Origin of the sequence: Azohydromonas lata NBRC 102462, assembly GCF_001571085.1 — a bacterium.
Classification (GTDB): Bacteria; Pseudomonadota; Gammaproteobacteria; order Burkholderiales; family Burkholderiaceae_C; genus Azohydromonas; species Azohydromonas lata.
In genome coordinates this window covers 1-17,408 of sequence record NZ_BCTC01000127.1, presented here as the reverse complement: position 1 = coordinate 17,408, position 17,408 = coordinate 1, and the positions used below count along the sequence as shown (strand labels likewise).

At 67.7% G+C, this 17,408-nt stretch carries 21 protein-coding genes and 2 pseudogenes; 12 read left to right on the top strand and 11 right to left on the bottom strand.

Going from position 1 to position 17,408, the window contains the following annotated elements; translation table 11 throughout:
- Positions 1-44: 44 nt before the first annotated feature.
- A complete protein-coding gene (locus ALA01S_RS33570; RefSeq protein WP_157119309.1) occupies positions 45-209 on the bottom strand; it encodes a hypothetical protein in 165 nt (54 codons plus the stop codon).
- Between the two features lie 180 nt (positions 210-389).
- Between ALA01S_RS33570 and ALA01S_RS26880 the strand changes: the two genes are divergently transcribed.
- The 4 genes from ALA01S_RS26880 to ALA01S_RS26870 all read left to right on the top strand — a co-directional run bounded on the left by ALA01S_RS26880 (position 390) and on the right by ALA01S_RS26870 (position 4,178).
- Positions 390-806 (top strand): universal stress protein, encoded by a 417-nt coding sequence (locus ALA01S_RS26880; protein WP_238455970.1) that lies wholly within the window; start codon positions 390-392, stop codon positions 804-806.
- 555 nt (positions 807-1,361) lie between these two features.
- Positions 1,362-2,075 carry a winged helix-turn-helix domain-containing protein gene (locus tag ALA01S_RS26875; protein WP_238455969.1) on the top strand — a complete coding sequence of 238 codons (714 nt, stop codon included), beginning with the start codon at positions 1,362-1,364 and terminating at the stop codon, positions 2,073-2,075.
- A gap of 30 nt (positions 2,076-2,105) precedes the next feature.
- On the top strand, positions 2,106-2,603 hold the full coding sequence (locus tag ALA01S_RS35065) for a PAS domain S-box protein (protein WP_238455968.1): 498 nt from the start codon (positions 2,106-2,108) through the stop codon (positions 2,601-2,603).
- A gap of 15 nt (positions 2,604-2,618) precedes the next feature.
- Positions 2,619-4,178, top strand: coding sequence for an ATP-binding protein (locus ALA01S_RS26870; RefSeq protein WP_238455967.1), 1,560 nt, complete (start codon positions 2,619-2,621; stop codon positions 4,176-4,178).
- Between the two features lie 35 nt (positions 4,179-4,213).
- Here the strand turns inward: ALA01S_RS26870 and ALA01S_RS26865 are convergent, their stop codons facing one another.
- On the bottom strand, positions 4,214-5,011 hold the full coding sequence (locus ALA01S_RS26865) for a Crp/Fnr family transcriptional regulator (protein ID WP_238455966.1): 798 nt from the start codon (positions 5,009-5,011) through the stop codon (positions 4,214-4,216).
- 145 nt (positions 5,012-5,156) lie between these two features.
- Positions 5,157-5,681, bottom strand: a complete 525-nt coding sequence (locus tag ALA01S_RS26860; RefSeq protein ID WP_169806027.1) for a Rossmann-fold NAD(P)-binding domain-containing protein — start codon at positions 5,679-5,681, stop codon at positions 5,157-5,159.
- A 133-nt stretch (positions 5,682-5,814) separates the two neighbouring features.
- Here ALA01S_RS26860 and ALA01S_RS26855 point away from each other — a divergent pair, with 133 nt between their 5' ends.
- Positions 5,815-7,386: a L,D-transpeptidase family protein gene (locus ALA01S_RS26855; protein ID WP_066342351.1), complete on the top strand. Its 1,572-nt coding sequence runs from the start codon at positions 5,815-5,817 to the stop codon at positions 7,384-7,386.
- 185 nt (positions 7,387-7,571) lie between these two features.
- Here the strand turns inward: ALA01S_RS26855 and ALA01S_RS26850 are convergent, their stop codons facing one another.
- Positions 7,572-8,240, bottom strand: coding sequence for a BON domain-containing protein (locus tag ALA01S_RS26850; protein WP_066342350.1), 669 nt, complete (start codon positions 8,238-8,240; stop codon positions 7,572-7,574).
- A gap of 61 nt (positions 8,241-8,301) precedes the next feature.
- Positions 8,302-8,721: pseudogene (locus tag ALA01S_RS32305) on the bottom strand (universal stress protein); the annotation flags it as partial.
- A gap of 176 nt (positions 8,722-8,897) precedes the next feature.
- Between ALA01S_RS32305 and ALA01S_RS33565 the strand changes: the two are divergent.
- Positions 8,898-9,254 (top strand): hypothetical protein, encoded by a 357-nt coding sequence (locus ALA01S_RS33565; protein WP_157119307.1) that lies wholly within the window; start codon positions 8,898-8,900, stop codon positions 9,252-9,254.
- Here the strand turns inward: ALA01S_RS33565 and ALA01S_RS35510 are convergent.
- From ALA01S_RS35510 to ALA01S_RS26835, 3 genes are all read right to left on the bottom strand, one after another.
- On the bottom strand, positions 9,191-9,490 hold the full coding sequence (locus ALA01S_RS35510) for a sugar phosphate nucleotidyltransferase (RefSeq protein WP_066342349.1): 300 nt from the start codon (positions 9,488-9,490) through the stop codon (positions 9,191-9,193). The genes ALA01S_RS33565 and ALA01S_RS35510 overlap by 64 nt on opposite strands.
- 78 nt (positions 9,491-9,568) lie before the next feature.
- A complete protein-coding gene (locus tag ALA01S_RS26840; RefSeq protein WP_066342348.1) occupies positions 9,569-10,222 on the bottom strand; it encodes a BON domain-containing protein in 654 nt (217 codons plus the stop codon).
- Complete coding sequence (locus ALA01S_RS26835) at positions 10,206-10,577, bottom strand: hypothetical protein (RefSeq protein WP_066342347.1); 372 nt, start codon at positions 10,575-10,577, stop codon at positions 10,206-10,208. The genes ALA01S_RS26840 and ALA01S_RS26835 overlap by 17 nt, the downstream gene beginning before the upstream one ends.
- 428 nt (positions 10,578-11,005) lie before the next feature.
- Between ALA01S_RS26835 and ALA01S_RS26830 the strand changes: the two genes are divergently transcribed.
- The 3 genes from ALA01S_RS26830 to ALA01S_RS26820 all read left to right on the top strand — a co-directional run bounded on the left by ALA01S_RS26830 (position 11,006) and on the right by ALA01S_RS26820 (position 12,662).
- Positions 11,006-11,368 carry an Hsp20/alpha crystallin family protein gene (locus ALA01S_RS26830; RefSeq protein ID WP_066342346.1) on the top strand — a complete coding sequence of 121 codons (363 nt, stop codon included), beginning with the start codon at positions 11,006-11,008 and terminating at the stop codon, positions 11,366-11,368.
- Positions 11,369-12,184: a universal stress protein gene (locus ALA01S_RS26825; RefSeq protein WP_066342345.1), complete on the top strand. Its 816-nt coding sequence runs from the start codon at positions 11,369-11,371 to the stop codon at positions 12,182-12,184. It abuts the gene before it with no gap.
- A gap of 106 nt (positions 12,185-12,290) precedes the next feature.
- Positions 12,291-12,662 carry a PEP-CTERM sorting domain-containing protein gene (locus ALA01S_RS26820; RefSeq protein ID WP_169806026.1) on the top strand — a complete coding sequence of 124 codons (372 nt, stop codon included), beginning with the start codon at positions 12,291-12,293 and terminating at the stop codon, positions 12,660-12,662.
- Between the two features lie 62 nt (positions 12,663-12,724).
- Here ALA01S_RS26820 and ALA01S_RS26815 read toward each other — a convergent pair whose 3' ends face one another.
- Both ALA01S_RS26815 and ALA01S_RS26810 read right to left on the bottom strand, forming a co-directional pair.
- Positions 12,725-13,921: a type II toxin-antitoxin system HipA family toxin gene (locus ALA01S_RS26815; RefSeq protein WP_066342343.1), complete on the bottom strand. Its 1,197-nt coding sequence runs from the start codon at positions 13,919-13,921 to the stop codon at positions 12,725-12,727.
- Positions 13,918-14,187 (bottom strand): helix-turn-helix domain-containing protein, encoded by a 270-nt coding sequence (locus tag ALA01S_RS26810; protein ID WP_066342355.1) that lies wholly within the window; start codon positions 14,185-14,187, stop codon positions 13,918-13,920. The genes ALA01S_RS26815 and ALA01S_RS26810 overlap by 4 nt, the downstream gene beginning before the upstream one ends.
- A 394-nt stretch (positions 14,188-14,581) precedes the next feature.
- Between ALA01S_RS26810 and ALA01S_RS26805 the strand changes: the two genes are divergently transcribed.
- Together ALA01S_RS26805 and ALA01S_RS26800 are read left to right on the top strand one after the other, a co-directional pair.
- Positions 14,582-14,851: an RCC1 domain-containing protein gene (locus ALA01S_RS26805; RefSeq protein WP_157119305.1), complete on the top strand. Its 270-nt coding sequence runs from the start codon at positions 14,582-14,584 to the stop codon at positions 14,849-14,851.
- Positions 14,852-15,196: 345 nt separating this feature from the next.
- A complete protein-coding gene (locus tag ALA01S_RS26800) occupies positions 15,197-16,180 on the top strand; it encodes an alpha/beta hydrolase family protein (RefSeq protein ID WP_084267986.1) in 984 nt (327 codons plus the stop codon).
- 21 nt (positions 16,181-16,201) lie between these two features.
- On the opposite strand, the gene ALA01S_RS26795 is transcribed toward ALA01S_RS26800, so the two are convergent.
- Positions 16,202-17,104, bottom strand: a complete 903-nt coding sequence (locus tag ALA01S_RS26795) for a LysR substrate-binding domain-containing protein (protein ID WP_066342340.1) — start codon at positions 17,102-17,104, stop codon at positions 16,202-16,204.
- A gap of 117 nt (positions 17,105-17,221) precedes the next feature.
- On the opposite strand from ALA01S_RS26795, the pseudogene ALA01S_RS32300 reads away from it, so the two are divergent.
- Positions 17,222-17,408, top strand: a pseudogene (locus tag ALA01S_RS32300) (MFS transporter); the annotation flags it as partial.

Below are 17,408 nucleotides of genomic sequence, written 5' to 3'. Positions count from 1 at the left end.
TAGCCCAGCGCGGGTGACCGCATTGGAGTCGTTGGCGCAGTGCTTCAGCTCACATGGCCGTCAGCGGGTACACGAGCAACCGTCGCGTCACCGGGGACATGGCCGAGTGCCATGGGAATGGATATGAAGGCGGTCGTTGCGACGGCAAAGACGATGGGCAGCAGCACGCGCGTGAGCGAGCCGATGAAATTCCTGATATTCGTGTCCATGTGGCGAGCCTCCTGCCGGTACGCTGGCAACAGCGCCTTGATGCACCGGCCGTCGCATGGTGTTCCACACCACCTGAACCGGCGATGAACGATCATGCGGGCAGCGGTACTGGCCGCTGCCGCGTGGGCAGGCGCCGTAGGAACGCGACATTTGGCGGGCAAGGAGACTTCGACGTGAGGATGCTGGTGGCCGTGGACGACAGCGATTGCACCAAGCGCATGCTGGCCCATCTGGTGTCGCACGAGCGCTGGTGCGGCAAGGACGTGGCGTGGACGGTGTTTCACGCCGTGCCGCCGTTGCCACACCGCGCAGCAGCATTGGCCGATCCGGCCAGCGTCGAGGATTACTACGCCAGTGACGCCGAGCGCGTGCTGCGTCCGGTGCGCAGCTTTCTCAAGCGCCATGGCATCCAGCCCACCTTTGTGCACAAGATCTGCCCACCGGCCCGGGAGATCGCCCGACTGGCCAACACGGGCAAGTTTGATGTGGCGGTCATGGGCAGCCACGGACGTGGTGCCGTGGGCGGTGCCGTGCTGGGCTCGGTCGTGCAGCAGGTGCTGGCCTCGACAAGGCTGCCGGTGCTCATCATCCGCTGAAAGAAGTAGCCTGGGAGAGCCCCACAAAAGCAGCGCCCATGGGACTGGACGGATCCTGGCCATAGGCCCCCCGGCGCGGGGCAGGTCGATGCGCCGGGCTGCTGCTTCGTCCGCGTGAAGCCCAGGCTGATATTTCTCAAGGGAGCCGTATCCCTTTCGCCAGCGAACGGAAAAGTGATCGGTCTGCGTAATCAACGGTTGCAGGCATTAGCCTGCACTTACGCCATAAGCACCTTGTCTATATTTTTCCGGGATTTGGCTGGACTTGTTTCGCACACTTGAATGCTTGCAAGCGGACCTGTCGTGACAGGAAGAATTTGTGTGCAGAGGGTGCGCCACAGCAGGTGACCGATACCGTGACCGCACACCCATCAAACAGCGACCGCCAACTGCAAGCCGTGAGGTACGGGAAAGGGAGGGGTGAATGTTGAACGGACAAGTGCTGTACACAATGTTCAGTGGCGTAGCGAAGGCGTGTTCCGGCGGGAATCCCGCTTGGGCTGCGGGCCGCAGCGTCCACGGAGCCGGGCTGTGAGCGCGGTGCATATAACCGTCGTGGACGACGATCCCGACATTACGCAGCTGCTGGCGAACTACCTGCAGCCCCATGGTTTTCGAGTGAGCCAATTGCATGATGGTGCCGCGCTGATGGCGCTCATGGCGGCTGATGCACCGCAACTTGTGCTGTTGGACTTGGGGCTGCCGGGTGAGGATGGATTTGCCATCGCACGGCGGCTGCGTGAGCACTGGCACTGCGGGCTGGTCATCGTTACCGGGCGTCGTGACTCGGTGGACAAGGTGGTGGGCCTGGAGATTGGCGCTGACGACTACGTCACCAAGCCTTTTGATTTGCGCGAGCTGCTGGCGCGGGTGAAGGCGGTGCTGCGGCGTGTGGCGCCCACGGACGACCCGCCGGTGACTGCGCAGGCTTTGGCGCCGTCTGCGTCGCGCCCACGTTACCGCTTTCAGGATTGGGAGCTGGACACCGCCGCCCGCCGGCTGCTTGCCCCTGACGGGCGCGAAGTGACGTTGACCACCGGCGAGTTCGATTTGCTGGCGGTGTTCGTTCAGCACCCCGGGCGCGTGCTGTCACGCGACTCATTGCTGCAGGCCACGCACCGGCGTGAAGCCGCGCCTTTCGACCGCACGATCGACGTGCAGGTCGGCCGTCTGCGCCGCAAGCTCGAAGACTCGGCCGATGAGCCTCGCATCATCAAGTCGGTGCGTGGCGCGGGCTACCTCTTTGTGCCCAAGATCGAACTGCGCTGAATGCACTGCATCCCCGGTGCCTCGCAATCCATGGCGCTCCACCTTGCACAAACATCGGGTGCGTCGGCCGAAGGGGTCGACGAAGGCACGGTGTACCGCTCCATGTTCACCGCCTCGCCGGACGCGCTGTTGCTGGTGGGTACCGACGGCGACATCGTCCTGGCCAATCCGGCCGCGGCGCAGCTGCTGGGCTACACGGTGCAGGAGCTGCGCAGTCTGAACGTGGACGCATTGGTGCCAGAGGCTGCCCGGTCCCGCCACGCTGCCTACCGCGCCGGCTACGCGCAGCAGCCGCGCTCCCGGCCCATGGGCATGCAGATGGAGCTTGTGGCGCTGCGCCGTGACGGCACGCAGGTGCAGGTGGAGATCGCACTGAGCCCGCTGCAGTCGCAAGGCCTGCCTTATGTGCTGGCAGCCATGCGCGACGTGGGCGGCTACCCGCGCGTGCGCCAGGCGCTGCAGCGCGCGCGGTACAGCGAGTCGGTGGCGCAGCTTGGGCGCGAGGCGGTGGACGCGCGCGATCCGTGACTGCTGCTGGAGCGCGTGCCCGCTGCCGCCATGCAGGCGTTGGAGTGCGAAGCCGCGGCCGTGCTGCTGCAGGAGCCTGGCCAGCGGCTGCTGCGTGTGGCGGGCGCCTGCGGCTCCGGCCCTGCAACCGATGCGGTGCAGCTCGTCGAGCCCGATACCGAGGCGCAGGAGGTGCTGCGCCGGATCGAACCGCTGGTGGTCGAGGACTACGCCCAGGAGGACCGCTTTGAGGTGCCATCGGAGCGCGCGGCTGCCGGATTGGTCAGCGCGCTGGTCGTGCCGCTGCTGGACCGGGGTCACGCCATCGGCCTGCTGAGCGTGCGCTCGCGTCGGGCGCGGCACTTTGGCGGCGACGAGCTTCATTACCTGCAGTCGCTGGCCAACCTGCTGGCCAGCAGCTTGCAGCGCGCACATGGCGAAGAGGCGCTGCGGCACGCGCAGCGGCTGGAGAGCGTGGGCCAGCTCACCGGCGGCATTGCGCACGACTTCAACAACCTGCTCACGGTCATCCACGGCAATCTGCAGGTGTCGCAGGATCTGCCTTTGCTGGCCGCGGACAGTTACGGCCAGCAGTTGATGGAGGCGGCGTTGCGGGGCTGCCGCCGTGGTGCGGACCTGACGACCCAGCTGCTGGCGTTTTCGCGCCGCCAGGTACTGCAGCCTCGCGAGGTCGATGCCGCGCAGCTTGTGGCCTCGCTGGCGGAGATGCTGCGGCGCACGCTGGGACAGAGCATCGAGATCGCTGTCGATATCCAATCGACCCCGCCCCTGCTCGCCGACCCGGGCCAGCTCGAGTCCGCGCTGCTCAACATCGCCATCAATGCCCGCGACGCCATGCCCGCGGGCGGGCAACTGCGCTTCAGTTGCCGCGCCTGCGACACGCTGCCGCCTGGAGCGGCGCGCGAGAGCGGGTTGCCGGCAGCTGAGGCGGGCTATGTCGCCATCGCCGTCAGCGACAGCGGCGTAGGCATGCCGGAGTCGGTGCGCGAGCGCGCCTTCGAGCCCTTCTTCACCACCAAGCCCGCGGGCCGCGGCACGGGTCTGGGGCTGAGCACGGTGTACGGTTTCGTGGCCCAGTCGCAAGGCCTGGTGACGCTGGACTCCGCGCCCGGCGAAGGCACGACGGTGACGCTGTACATCCCATGCGTGCCTGTGGCCACGGCGGCTGCGGTGACCGAGACCGTGCAGTGCGCAGCCGCACTGCCGGCTGGACTGAAGGCGCTGCTGGTGGAGGACGACGCTGAGGTGCGCGAGGTGGTGCGCAACTTCCTGCTGTCGTTCGGCTGCGAGGTCACGGCCTGTTCAAGCGCCGAGCAGGCCCTGCTGTTGACCCCGCCGGCCGCCTTCGAGCTGCTGGTGAGCGACGTGGTGCTGGGCGCCGGCATGCGCGGGACCGAATTGGCCCGCCGCACCGTGTCGCGCTGGCCAGGGCTGGCCGTAGTGCTGATGACGGGCTACTTCAACCAGCCTGGGACGGCGCAGGATGCCCATCGCCATGCCTGGCGGCTGCTGCAAAAACCTTGCAGTCGCGAGCAGCTTGCGCAGGCGGTGGCGCAGGCGCTGCAGCGGCGCTGAACATGGGCTTGGGTGCAAGCGCCTGGCGAAAGGCGTTACTGCAGCGCAGCCGGCTCAGGCGTCAGGCTGCGTGCGATGTACGCGCCCAGTGCCTGCGAGTCCGCGATCCGCACGTGGCGACGGCCTTTCTCGGCGAAGTTGATCACGCCCTCGCGCACGAGCCTGGACAGCGCGCGGCTCACGCTCTCCAGCGTCATGCCCAGGAAGTTGCCGATCTCGGCGCGAGTCAGGCACAGCGTGATGCGGTCGGTGCGCAGGCCACGCCTGTCCAGCGCCTCGACCCATTGGCGCAGGAAGTCGGCCACGCGAGCGTCGGCCGACAGCGTGCACAGCGACAGGATCGATTCGCGCTCGCGCGCCATCTGGCGGCTCATGGCGGCGTGCAGCATGTTGGTGACGCCCGGCTTGTTCACCGACAGTGTCAGCAGCGCCTCGTAGTCCACGGACCAGACTTCGCCCACGTCCAGCGCCACGGCGTCGCAGGTGTAGGCACCGCTGGCGATGCCATCGAAGCCCAGCCAGTCGCCCTTGAAGTGCAGCCCCACCACCTGCTCGCGGCCATCGGCCGTGATGGTGACCATTTTGAAGAAGCCGGAGTGCAGCACATGCAGCGCCTTGAAGGCTTCGCCGCAGCGGTACACGGTGTCGCCGGCATGCACCAGCCGGCGATGCAGTGGCAGGCCCGACTCGCGCAAACGCTGCAGCGTGTCTGCGATCAGCGCTTGCGTGGCAGCGGCGGGGTCGGCCGCGGACCGGCGAGCCAGGAAAGTGGGGCGCAGGGGCGCCGTGCCTGCGGCAAGCGCGTTGGACGGGGTAGCTGCGTGGAGCATCATCGTGGACACCTGTGTGGGGTGGCAGGTGTACGCAGCATCGCGCCGCAAAGGCAACCGCCCGCCAATGGCATGCGTCTCTCGGTAACGCCGGGTGAACCAACGGTGAACGGGCCGTGACGATGGCCGTGCATACCGCCGCAGCGGTTCACAGCAACGTATGCACCAGCATGGCCTGCAGCAGGAGGCGATGACCGTCCTCGTCATGGGCGGGCGCGCCAGGCGCCTGTGCCTGGTCCCTGTCCAGGTGGGGCAGCAGTTGCGCCAGCGGATGGTCGCGGCGGCCCAGCCCCTCGTACACAGGTATGCCGCTGTCGCGGCGCAGGCTGTGGACCCACTCGGCCGGCAAACCCTCGCAATCCAGCGCGTCATAGAACCGTCCCAGCAGCCGTGTGGCTTCGTGGGCCTGTGGGCCACTGCCCACCTCCAACCCCATGGGCGGTACCCAGGCCACGCGTGCCCCGAGCCCACGCGCGGCGTCCGCCACCACACCCTGGGAAGGGCTGTGCCGGCCCTGGCACAAAAGGCCCAGGTGCTTGCTGTCCAGCAGCTGCGGCACGGAACCAGCCTGCATCATGGTGCGCAGCGTGCGGGCCAGGCGCAGCAGGGCTTCGCCATGATGTGTGGGAGAGGCGTCCTGCATGAGCAGGGGCGGGACGAAGGGTGAATGCATCGACAAAACGGGCGCCAGTGTTCCGGCGCCCCATCCGTGCAGCTCAGGTAACTGGAACAGGCAAAACTCGGGCGCAGTCAATTGTGTCAGCGGCTGTCCGAACCATGAATTTGCTGGCGGCCACAATTCACGCATGAGCCGATTCTTGCAACGCATCCGGCGCCGCAGCGGCATGGCACTGCTGCTGCTGTGCAGTGCGTGCTGGGCCGGGCCCTGGGTCCAGGAAGGACGACCGGCGCCTGAGGCTCACGAGGCGCTGCAACTGCTGGAGGCCGCCGGTAGCCACGGCCTGGAGCCGCACGACTATGGCACCGAAGCACTGCTCGGCGTGCTGCAGCGGCTGGAGCAGGCCGCCGACGCCGACATCCAGGCAGGCGAGCAGTTCCAGCAAGCGCTGGACACCGCCCTGCAGCGCTACCTGCGTGAGCTGCACGGGGGGCGCGTCGACCCGGCTGCGCTGTACCCGGGCTGGAAGCACCCTACACCTGATGCCTTCGACCCCGCCGCGGCACTGGCGGCGGCATTGGCGCAGCACCGACTGCAGGATGCAGTCAATGCCGCCGCGCCGGCGCTGCCCCAGTACCAGCAACTGCGCACCGCGCTGGAGCGCTACCGTCGTCTGGAAGCCCACCCGGCATGGGCGCAGCCACTGCCACCGTTGCCGACGCGCCCGCGCAGCCGGGACTCGGCAGCAGCACTGGAGCCGGGCCTTGCTTGGGTCGGCCTGCCGCTGCTGGCGCAGCGCCTGCAGGCACTGGGCGACTTGCCAAGTGGGCCGGTGCCTCCGCGCTACGAGGGCGTGCTGGTGGAAGCGGTGCGGTCTTTCCAGCGCCGCCACGGGCTGCATGCCGACGGCTTGCTGGGCCGCGACAGCCGGGCTGCACTGGAAGTGCCGCCAGCAGCGCGGGCACGCCAGATTGCTCTGACGCTGGAGCGGTTGCGATGGACGCCGCTGTTGCGCGCGTCGCGCATGGTGGTGGTCAACCTGCCGGAGTTCGTGCTGCGCGCCTACGAAGTGCGCGCGGGCCGCATCGAGCTGCGGCTGGAAATGAAGGTCATCATCGGCAAGGCGCTGGACACGCGCACGCCGCTATTGGACCAAGACATGCGTGCCATCGAGTTCAGCCCCTACTGGAACGTGCCGCCCTCGATCGCGCGCGGCGAGCTGGTGCCGCGGCTGCGGCGCGATCCGGCGTACTGGGCACGCGAAGGCTTCGAGTTCGTTGCCGCCGACGGCAGCGTGGAGTCCACGCTCACGACGGCGCGGCTGAATGCCGTGCTCGCCGGCGCGCTGCGCATCCGCCAGCGGCCGGGGCCGCGCAACGCGCTGGGCGACATCAAGTTCGTGTTTCCCAACGCCGAGAACATCTACCTGCACCACACGCCGGCGACGGCGCTGTTCGCGCGCGAGCGGCGCGACTTCAGCCACGGCTGCATCCGCGTGGAGCAGCCGGCCGAGCTGGCAGCGTTCGTGCTGGAGGGCCAACCGGGCTGGGACGCCGCCCGCATCCGCGAGGCCATGGCCCGGGGCGAGTCCAGCACGCTGCGGCTGCAGCGACCGTTGCCCGTGCTCATCGCCTACGGCACGGCCCTGGTCAAGGGCGGCCAGGCGTACTTCTTCGAAGACCTCTACGGTCACGACCGCGTGCTGGACGCCGCGTTGCGCAACCGCCCGGTCCCACCCTTGCCGGAGCCTGCCCGATGAACGCTGATCGAGCGCGACGCGTTTTCTTTCTGCGCCGTTGCGGCGCGCTGGCGGCGCAGGCTTCTACCCGCACGAGCAGTTCGTGCACACGGACACGGGCCGTGTGCGCCCCTGGGAGGCTGGCCGCTCGCGCACGTGACGCAAGGACCGCCGACGGGCAAGCAGCGCCCGTCGGCGGTTTCACTTCAGTCCCCGGCCCCCTCTTCGATCTGAATCCGGTTCACCACCCAGCGCACTCCCGGCGCTGCGCGAACCGTGCCTTCCGCCGCGCAGCGTTCGTGCCAGGAGTGCACCGTTCCCCGTAGCGTCACGGTGCCGCTGGGATGGGCCTGCACTTTGATGTGAAGCGCTTCGCGCTCGGCTTGTCGCACCAGCGCACGCCGAATGCGGTCGTTCAGATCTGGCGGCATGGAGTGATGCTTGAGCGTGATGTCGTTGGACACGCCCACGACGCCCGTGAGGTGGCTGATGGTCTTCTCCACCAGGCGACGCTGAAACTCCCAGTCCACCTCACCCTGCAGCGTGATCCAGCCCTTGTCCACCATCAGCCGCACGGCGGCGGCGGGCAGCACGGCGAGTTGCTGCAATGCCGCCTGCGCGAATTGGGCGATCTCGGTGTCGCTGCGCCGGTGGTTGGGCGCCAGAAGCACGTCCAGCTCCAGCGCATAAGCCTTGACCCCGGCCACGCGCCGCAGCGCCTTCTGCACCGCCCATTTCTGCGCATAGGTCTGCAGGTGGCCCGAGAGCGTGACCACGCCGTGTTCCACTGCCACGCCGATGGTGGTGGCATCCACGGCCGGATCCCACTCCAGCTCGTCCTGCACGTCCTGTTTCAGCTCGGCATCGGTCTTCATGGGCTTCTCCTTGGCGACAGGATCGGGTCTCAGGCAGATGCGTCCTGCTCACCAGCAACACCGGCACCGGCGCACAGCGCACGGTGATCTCGGCATCGCTGCCCATGACCAGGCGACTGACGCCGCGGCGGCCGTGCGTGCCCATCACGATGAGGCGGCAGTCGCGTACCCGAGCCTGCTCGGCGATCACATCGCCAACGCGGCCGGAAGCCATCTCGTGCAACAGGGTTTCGCACGGCACGCCGGCCGCCGTGGCGTCGCGGCTGGCCTTGGCCAGCAACTCATTGCCGCGCTTGATGAGGCCTTCGTGGATGTCGGCGATGCTGCTCACGGAGGCCATTTCCAGCAGCATCGGGAACTCGTTGACCACATGCAGCAGCACCAGCGTCGCGTGCAGCTCGCGCGCCAGGGCCAGCGCCTCACGCAAACCCGACGCGGCGGTATCACTGCCATCCAGGGGAACGAGGATCCTGGAGTACATCGCAATTCTCCTCGTGGGAGCCGTCCAGCGGCGGATGAGGCGCATGGTGACGAGACCCGCGCGGCGCGGGTTGCGAATTCTCAATTCCGGGGTCGATCCGCCCACGATGGCAGGACGACACGGCGCCTGCCTCGCGGACGCCGATCCGCAAGCGGAGCCAGGGAACCTCGCTTGGGATGGTCACCCTGGCCCGGCTGCTGGCAACACAGCCGGTGCGCACGCTGCGCGTGCTGTCTCCTTTCGGCTTTGCCTGGGAGCGCATGATCCTGTTGTGCATGCAGACACTCGAAGGCACACCTCACGATGTGCTGGGCGCGGTGGTGGTTCTGGCCGTTCTCGAAGCGGCTGGTCACGCACGGGCGCAGCCTCCCGACCTTCATTCCGGAGGCCAATGCGTTCGCCGTCAGGGCCGCGCAGGCCGCCGGCGGCGTTCCAATGTCCTCGGTGACCGCAGGAACCGCGTCTTCAACTACCGGAACATGTACATCTGCGACGGCTCCATGCTCGGTGCCAACCTGGGCGTCAACGCATGACGGCTGGCGGCGTTCCACCGCCGCTGCAGGTGCGAAACCAGGACATCCGGCTTGTACTGAAGCAGCACGAAGATTTGGCGGATCTCCGAGTTGTACAAATTGCTCAGCACAAGTTCGATGATTCGCCAACCTCCTGCCAGCGGCAGAGCCGGCTTGGGCAGCGCCAGCGTGAACGGGCGAAGGCGGGTGCCTTCACCCCCCGCCAGGACAAACGCCACGATGCGCCGTGCAGCCATGTCATCCCCTGCAATACCTGGCCGCGGTTCCCGAGGCGCCCCCGCTCACGCGTGCCCCGCACAGCTCATGGGTCTCCATCATTCGACCTTGAGTTGGTTGGTGACCCAGTGCACCCCCGCTGCCGACCGGACGGTACCCTCGGCCGCGCTGCGCTCAGCCCAGGAGTGCACGACGCCGGTGAGCGTCACGCTGCCGTTGCCGCTGGTCTTGATTTCGATGTGGCGCGCCTCGCGTTCCGCCCGCCGCACCAGGGCCTTGCGGATGCGCTCGGCCAAGTCGGGCGGTTGGGGGCGATGCCTGAGCGCGATGTCGTTCGAGACGCCAACCACGCCCCTGAGGTGGCTGACGGACTTCTCCACCAGCCGGCGCTGGTAGTCCCATTCCAGCTCGCCCTGGAGCGTCACCCAGCCCTTGTCCACCATCACCCGCACGGCATTGGCGGGAACTGAGGACAACTGCTCCACCGCGGCCTCGGCGGCCTGGGCGATGTCCGTGTCGCTGCGCCTGTGATCCGGCGACAGGCGCACGTCAAGCTCCAGCGCCACGGCCTTGACGCCGGCCACACGCTGCAATGCTTTCTGGATGGCCCACTTCTCGGGATAGGTCAACAGGTGCCCCGAGATCGAGACCACACCGTCCTTGACCGCCACCCCCAACGCCGTGGCGTTCACCGCGGGGTCCCAGTCCAGCTCGTCCTCGACGTCCTTCTTCAGTTCAGCATCCGTCTTCATAGGTTTCTCCTTGAAGCGCAACCTGCGGCCGCGCCGGCTCAGAGCAGTGCTGCTGCGCTGTCGCGCACCTCGGCACCGGCTCGACACATGGCGTCCAGGCCGTCTCGCCGGTGCGCGCGGCCACCTCGCGCAACAGCTGCGCGCCCATGTTCTCGAAGCGGTCCGGCAACTCGATGGCCCTGGCCACCACCACCACGCCGGAGTTGACGATCTGCGGTGCACCAAACGCCCGGTCCAGGATGACGGTGCGTCCGCGCGGGCCAAGGGTCACCTTCACCACATCGGCCAGGGCACCGGCGCCGCGACGGATTTTTTCACGTACCTCGTCGCGAAAGAGCAGTTGCTTGGCAGCCATGCTTGAACCTCCAATGAAGCGAGCTGCAGGCCGGCTCCAGGGTGTTGCGCGCCTACAGCGTCATCTGTGTGCCTGCAACGCCAGCAAGGCGGCGTCTGTACGGCGGACATGACTCAGCGGCGCTCGGCGGCGATTCGCGTCATGCTCGTGCCGCGGCCGGGGCGCTCATTGAGATTTCGCAAATGCGGCGGATGTCTTGCGACCCGAGAGGACAGCGACCACATTCATCGGCCTTGTCCTGGCGCACCAACAGCATCACACGCCACGCCGCATCCCTGCGTACGGAGTTGATTTTCCGCAAGCCATGCCACACCGGCCGGCCTAGATTGGACGTGTTCAGCCTGCCGCGGCGCGCAGTGACGTGAGTTGATCCGCAGGACACGGTTGCATTTGCATCCTAGAAAGTGGCCCATGGAAAGGAGTTCTCAATGACTGCTCTGACCCCGCTGTCGCGTTTCGACGACCTGTTCTCCGAGTTCCGCCGCCTGCTGCCCTCATTGGCCCAAGGCGCCGACATCATGGGCATGGGCGACATCCGCCTGGACGTCGAGGAAAAGGACAAGAGCTACGCCGTGTGCGCCGAGCTGCCCGGCGTGAAGAAGGAGAACATTCGGGTCGAAGTGGACGGCAACCGCGTCGGCATCCATGCCGAAATCCGCAGGGACACCGAGAAAAAGGACCCGAAGGACAAGGCCCGCGTGCTCATGCGCGAGACCTACCGGGGCAGCATCTCGCGCAGCTTCACGCTGCCCAGCGAGATTGATGAGGCCGGAGTGGCAAGGAGAAAGTGAATGAATTCCGTGGCTTCCATCCTGGTGCACGTCGATGCACTGCCGCGCAGCCGCATGCGGCTGGAGCTGGCCCAAACGCTGGCGCAGCGTCTGGACGCGGCGGTACAGGCACTGTATGCCGTCATGCCGACGGTGCTGGAGGAAACGACGCCGTTTGCAGACAACGGCGTTTTCATGCCGGGCATGCTGGAGACCGACTGCCAGCGCCGCGATCTGGCGCGCGCACTGGTCGATGCCGCGCAAGGTGATGGGACGCACGTGCGCTGGGCCGAGCTGGGTCCGCTGCACGCCCTGTATCCCGGCTTCGTGCACGAATGCTTTCATCACGACCTGGTGGTGCTGGGCCAGTACGACGGCAGCGATCCTGCAGGCGCCGGTGTGCCGCCGGACTTTGTGCCGTCGGTTGTCGTGGACAGCGGCAAACCCGTGCTGGTCGTGCCTTGGGCAGGCGACTTCGACGACGTAGGCCATCGGGTGCTGATTGCTTGGAAGCCCACTCGCGAGGCGACCCGCGCGCTGTCCGCCGTGCTGCCCCTGTTGCAGCAGGGCGCGACGGTTCACGTGGCGGGCTGGGACTGCGATCCTGAGGAGATACGGCTATTCCTGCTGCGCCACGGCATTGAAGCGACCTGTTCACGTGAGCGGGCGGCTGAAGTCCGGGTGGGGGAGGATGTGCTTTCGCGCGCGGCCGACCTGAACGCGGACCTGCTGGTGATGGGCTGCTACGGCCACACCCGAGCGCGTGAACTGCTGCTGGGCGGCGCCACGCGCACGGTGCTGACGTCCATGACGCTGCCCGTGCTGATGGCGCATTGACGCCGCTGCAACGGGTGGTCGGCATGAGCGAGCAGAGATTCACCGAGGCCGTATTGCGCCGCTATGCGTGGACCATCTCGATTTCATAGGGCATTTGCGCCTGGACGTGGAGCGCACCGTGACCGGGCCCAGCCTGCTGGACGAGCAGGGTCCCGCGCTCATCGCGGTCAACTATTCCTATACGCCATTCGCGCAGACGCGCTACGACAACGCATTGCGCCTGGATTCCAGCTCGCCCCTACAGGCCAGCTTGTCCCAGGGGCTGGTGTTCAGGTACGAAAACACTACGGCCGAGCAAGGCAGTGGAATTTTCCGCGTGGAGGTGCAAGCGCAAGGCTTCACGTTTGCCAAGCCGGCGCTGCATGCGCTGTCGCTGGCGGCGCCTGTTCCTGAGCCCGGCAGCGCCGTGCTCGCTCTGTGTGGTCTTGGCGTGGGGGCCGGTGCAGCGCTGTACACGCGGCGGCGCCAAGGCGGATAGGGCGGCCCAACCCTTGCAGGCCAGGCATGGCGCGGCGCGCATGCCCTGGCACGCGCGCTCTTTCAGCCGCGTGGAAAACCCTGCTCGAACTGGTGGACGCCATGCATGAGCGCCTCCTCCAGGCCCGGCGCCTCCTTGAGCAGATCGTGGTGCGTGAAGACCACCACATGCGCGGCCTCGATGAGGGTGTCGATCACGGCGGCCGGGTCGCTCACCTCACAGGCGCGCGCCAGATCCACCAGGCCCAGCCGCGCGGCAAAAATCGACTTTCCGCCCGCGAGCTTCAGGGCCAGCGTGTCACCGGGCAGGTACAGCGTGGTGTTGACGATGTCGAAGGCGGGGCTGAGCTGCACGTCGCCGCTGCCCGGCCAGGTGTAGGTCAGCCCGAAGTTCTTGAGGTGCGCGTCGCCGTTGCCGAGCATGCACGACAGCGCCACGCTGCTGAAGAGCTCGCGCAGCGAGCGCCGCAGGTGCGCCGCGTCGGCGTAGAGCCGCACCGCCTTGGCCACCATCTCGTAGGAGCCTTCGTACTTCTGCAGCGGCGTGCGCCCGGTGAGGACCGCGAAATCCTCGAAGCCCAGCGGCGCGCCGTCGGCTGTGCGGTCGAAGCGGCGCATGACGAACAGCTGCCGGTTGTCCGAGAGGAAGAACTCAGGCGTGCGCAGCCCGGCCTCGCGGGCGATGGACATGCAGACGAACTCGTTGACCGCCAGGTGCGGGAACTCGTCCTGGCCGCTCTTGACGATGAGGTTGTTGGTCAGCGTCGTGACCTTGCCGCCCTTGAGCGTGGCCTCGGGCACCAGCACCTTGGGCTGCACGCCGGAGATGCCGGAGCTCATGACGTACTTGTCGAAGAGCTCGTCGAACAGATCCTGCGCACCGTCCCAGGCCAGGATCTGCGCCAGGCTCTCGCCCGGCTCCGCGACGCCGTCCTTGGCGCTGTCGTTGTCGAGCAAGCAGCGCAGCCGTCCAATGGGCGCTTTCGCGCCGGTGAGCGACAGCAGCAGCATCGGGTCCACGGCGGTGGTCTTGGCCAGCCGGTAGCGGATCGCTTCGAGCACCCGGCCCTCGGGCAGGTTCATCTGGAAGATCGGGGGCAGTTCGCGCGATTCGTAGGGCCGGGCGCGGTGCGGCATCGACAGGCACACCTCGGTTGTCGGCTGCGTGCCGGGCGTGCTCAGCCAGTAGCCCGAGGCATCGTGGCTGAGGCTGGCGCACCAGCCCTGGGGCGCATGGACCTGCAGTTGGCGCACCGTCACCGGAACGTCTCCTTGAGCTCCTCGAACACCGGACGCCGGTAGGCCTCCAAGGCGAGCTGAAGGCCCAGGCTGCGGGCGACCCGGGCGTACGCGCCGATGGCCACACTGGCTGAGCCGCGTTCGATGTCGATGACGCGCAGCCGCGTCACGCCTGCCATCTCGGCGAGTTGCTGCTGGCTCAGGCCGCGATGAATGCGGGCCTCGCGCAGCGACTGGCTCAAGCTGTGCAGCAGCGGGTCCGGCTCGGAACGGGCAGTGGACGACATGTATGAAAAATCATACTCTAACCTCAAAAAGTATGCTATTTCATACACGAGGATCGAAAATGGCCTGCGCCGCACGACCCGGCTACTGCGCAGCGCCAAGGTCGGCTGGCCTTGCATTTGGGCGGCGGGGCCGCCCGCGGTGCGGATGGACCTGGCGCCACACGCACGCGGCGGCCAAGTGCGCTGTGCGTGAAAAACGGAACGAACCCTGCAACCTCAGATAGCTCGACGCCGGCATCCACGCAAGCCTGCACGGTGCCAAGTGCAACCACAGCTGAGCGGCCTGCCTCGCAGGCGCCAAGCAGCCTGGCTCGTTGCGAACCGGCTGGGCGCACACGTTGGACAGCGCGTCGATTCCGGTTTCCCACTGGCCATCGGCAAGAGGCGTAGAGCCGTGGCCACTTCCATCAGGCGTGCGCGGCCGCACGGCCTGATGCTGCTCGCAGCGTGCCTGGCCACCCCATTGACCGCCGTGACGACGGGCGCAGCACACGCGGCCGTGAGCGGCACGGTCGTGGGCTGGGGCGCCAACGACTCGGGCCAGAGCAGTGCTCCGAGTGGACTGCACGACGTCGTGGCCGTCGCCGGTGGCGCCTACCACACGGTGGCGCTCAAGCGCGACGGCAGCGTATTGGCCGGGGGGCCAGCTCACGGGATGGGGTAATTGAATGGACGCCTCTATTCGACAGCGTCCGCCAGCCCACAGACAGCGCGCTCCCTGGTAGAGGGAATTGGAGCAACTGGGCAACCGCATGGTGGTGGCCTGCCGGACAGCGGCAATGGCGACTCGCCGGTGCAGCAGGCGGTGAGCGCGTACGACCACATCTCCCAGCTCTAGCAGCAGTTGCAGTAGCCCGGCAGGGCTGCTGCGACGGCGAGGTTCCCGCGCGCCCCCGCCGTACGGCATGCCGCCAGAGCATGCGACGCATGAGAACTTGTCGTTTGAGCCGGACGGGCACAGTTCCTAGCATCTGCGCCATCGACACCCTCGGCCTGCTCGCAACGACAGATGGACCCTTGCGCTTCCACGCCCCAGCCCGTCTCCTTCCCCGCTGCGGACGGGTACCGGCTCAACGGTTTCGCCTGGCAGCATCCCGGCCCCGGTCGGGAGCGCCCGGTGGTCGTGATCAACCCGGCTACCTCGGTGCGCTGCCGCTACTACGCGCGCTTTGCCGCCTTCCTGCATGCGCACGGCTTCGACGTGCTTTGCTACGACTACCGCGGCATCGGCGAATCGCGCCCGCGCAGCCTGCGCGGCTTCGAGGCGGGGTGGATCGATTGGGGCCGGCTGGACTTCGAAGCAGCACTGCAGTTTGCGTTGTGCCGTTTCCCGGGCCAGCCGATGCAGGTCGTGGCGCACAGCGTTGGCGGTTTCTTGATCGGGCTGGCTGCCTCCAGCCACCGTGTCTTGCGCGTGTTCACCATGGGCGCGCAGTACGCCCATTGGCGCGACTACCACCGCGCCGGGCGCCTGCGCCTGCTGCTGAAGTGGCACGTGGTGATGCCGGCGCTGACCGCCGTGCTGGGTTACTTTCCGGGCCGGCGCCTGGGCTGGCTGGAGGACACGCCGCGTGGCGTGGTGCGTGACTGGACCGCACCATATCCGCGCTTCGAGGACAACTGGCGCCGCGGCGCGCTGGTGCTGCCGCAAGCCGAGCTCGACGAGTTGGTGGAGCGCTTCGCAGCGGTGCACGGCGCGACGCTGGCACTGAGCCTGAGTGATGACGAGTTCGGCACGGTGGATGCGGTGCAACGGCTGCTGCGCTACTACCGCAACAGCGCGCGCACGCACCTGCACCTGAGGCCCGAGAACATCGGCCAGGCACAGGTGGGCCACTTCGCCTTTTTCCACAGCCGCTTCGAGCACAGCCTGTGGCCGCTGGCGCTGGAGTGGTTGCGCTACGGGCGGCTGCCGGCGCAGCCGCGGGGCGAGATTTTTACGCTGCCGCCGGGCACGCCTGCGCCGCCGCAGCCGGTGCGCCAGGTCGCGTAGCAGCGGCGCAAGGACAGCCGCTCAACATCCGACGGCCTGCGCCTCGGCACGGATCCAGTCTATGAACTCCCGAACCTCCGTCGCCGGGTTCGCCTCGGCTTGAATTAACCAGTACTCCACCGGGGCGGTTTGCGGCGTGCCAAGCGCGACCAGCCGCCCGTCGGCAAGCATCGGTGCGATCAGTGCGCGCCGCCCCAGCGCGATGCCCTGGCCGGCCACGGCCGCGTGGATGAGCTGGTCGTACTGGTTGAAGCGGAGCACGCCGCGCGGATGCAGCGCCTTGCAGCCCTGGCGCTCCAGCCAGTGGCTCCATTGCAGCCAGGGCCGGTAGGGGCCGTCGAACTCCAGCAGCACCTGCGCCTGCACACTCTGCGGCGCCGACAGCGCCGCGAGGCCCAGCGACGGGTGCGCCACCGGCACGATTTCCTCGCCGAACAGGCGCTCCGCGCCCGCCGGCATGGCCTCGCGCGCGCCGTAGCGGATCGCCAGGTCAATGCCCTCGGCCTGCAATTCCATCGAGCGGCTGTTGGCCGAGACGCGCACCTCGATGTCAGGATGCTGCTGCAAGAAGGCGCCCAGCCGTGGCATCAACCACAGCCCGGTCACGCCGATGGTGGACGTCAGCGTGACCATGCGCCGCCCGGTGCGTCCGGTCAGCGCGCCCACCACGTCCTGCAACTGCTGCACCGCGCTGTCGGCGCTGCGGAACAGCCGCTCGCCTTCAGGCGTGAAAGCAATGCTGCGGTGGCCACGCACCAGCAGCTTCAAACCCAGCGCCTCCTCCAACGCCAGGATCTGGCGGCTGACCGCCGATTGCGTTAGGCAGAGGTCCTGCGCCGCCAGCGTGATGCTCATGCGGCGCCCGACCGCGACGAAACCGCGCACGAGGTCCAGCGAGGGGAGGCGGATCAGAGGTGATGACATTCCCTAAACGCATGCGGTGCTGACCAAGAACTCGTTTGATGCGCTCTTGTGCCGCCAGTGTAATGGCCGCATTCGACAACGCGGGCGCCGAGCGTGCGGGCCGGGCAGGAGCATGGAATGACTGCAGTACAGGAATGTGAAGCGACCCGGCGCGGCCGACCGTGGACCATCGTCGTGGCCGGCGGGCTGGTGATGGGCCTGGCGCTCGGGGTACGACATGCGCAGGGCATCTTCCTGGTGCCGATCACGCTGGATCACGGCTGGCCGCGGGAAGCCTTCGGCTTTGCCCTCGCGGTACAGAACC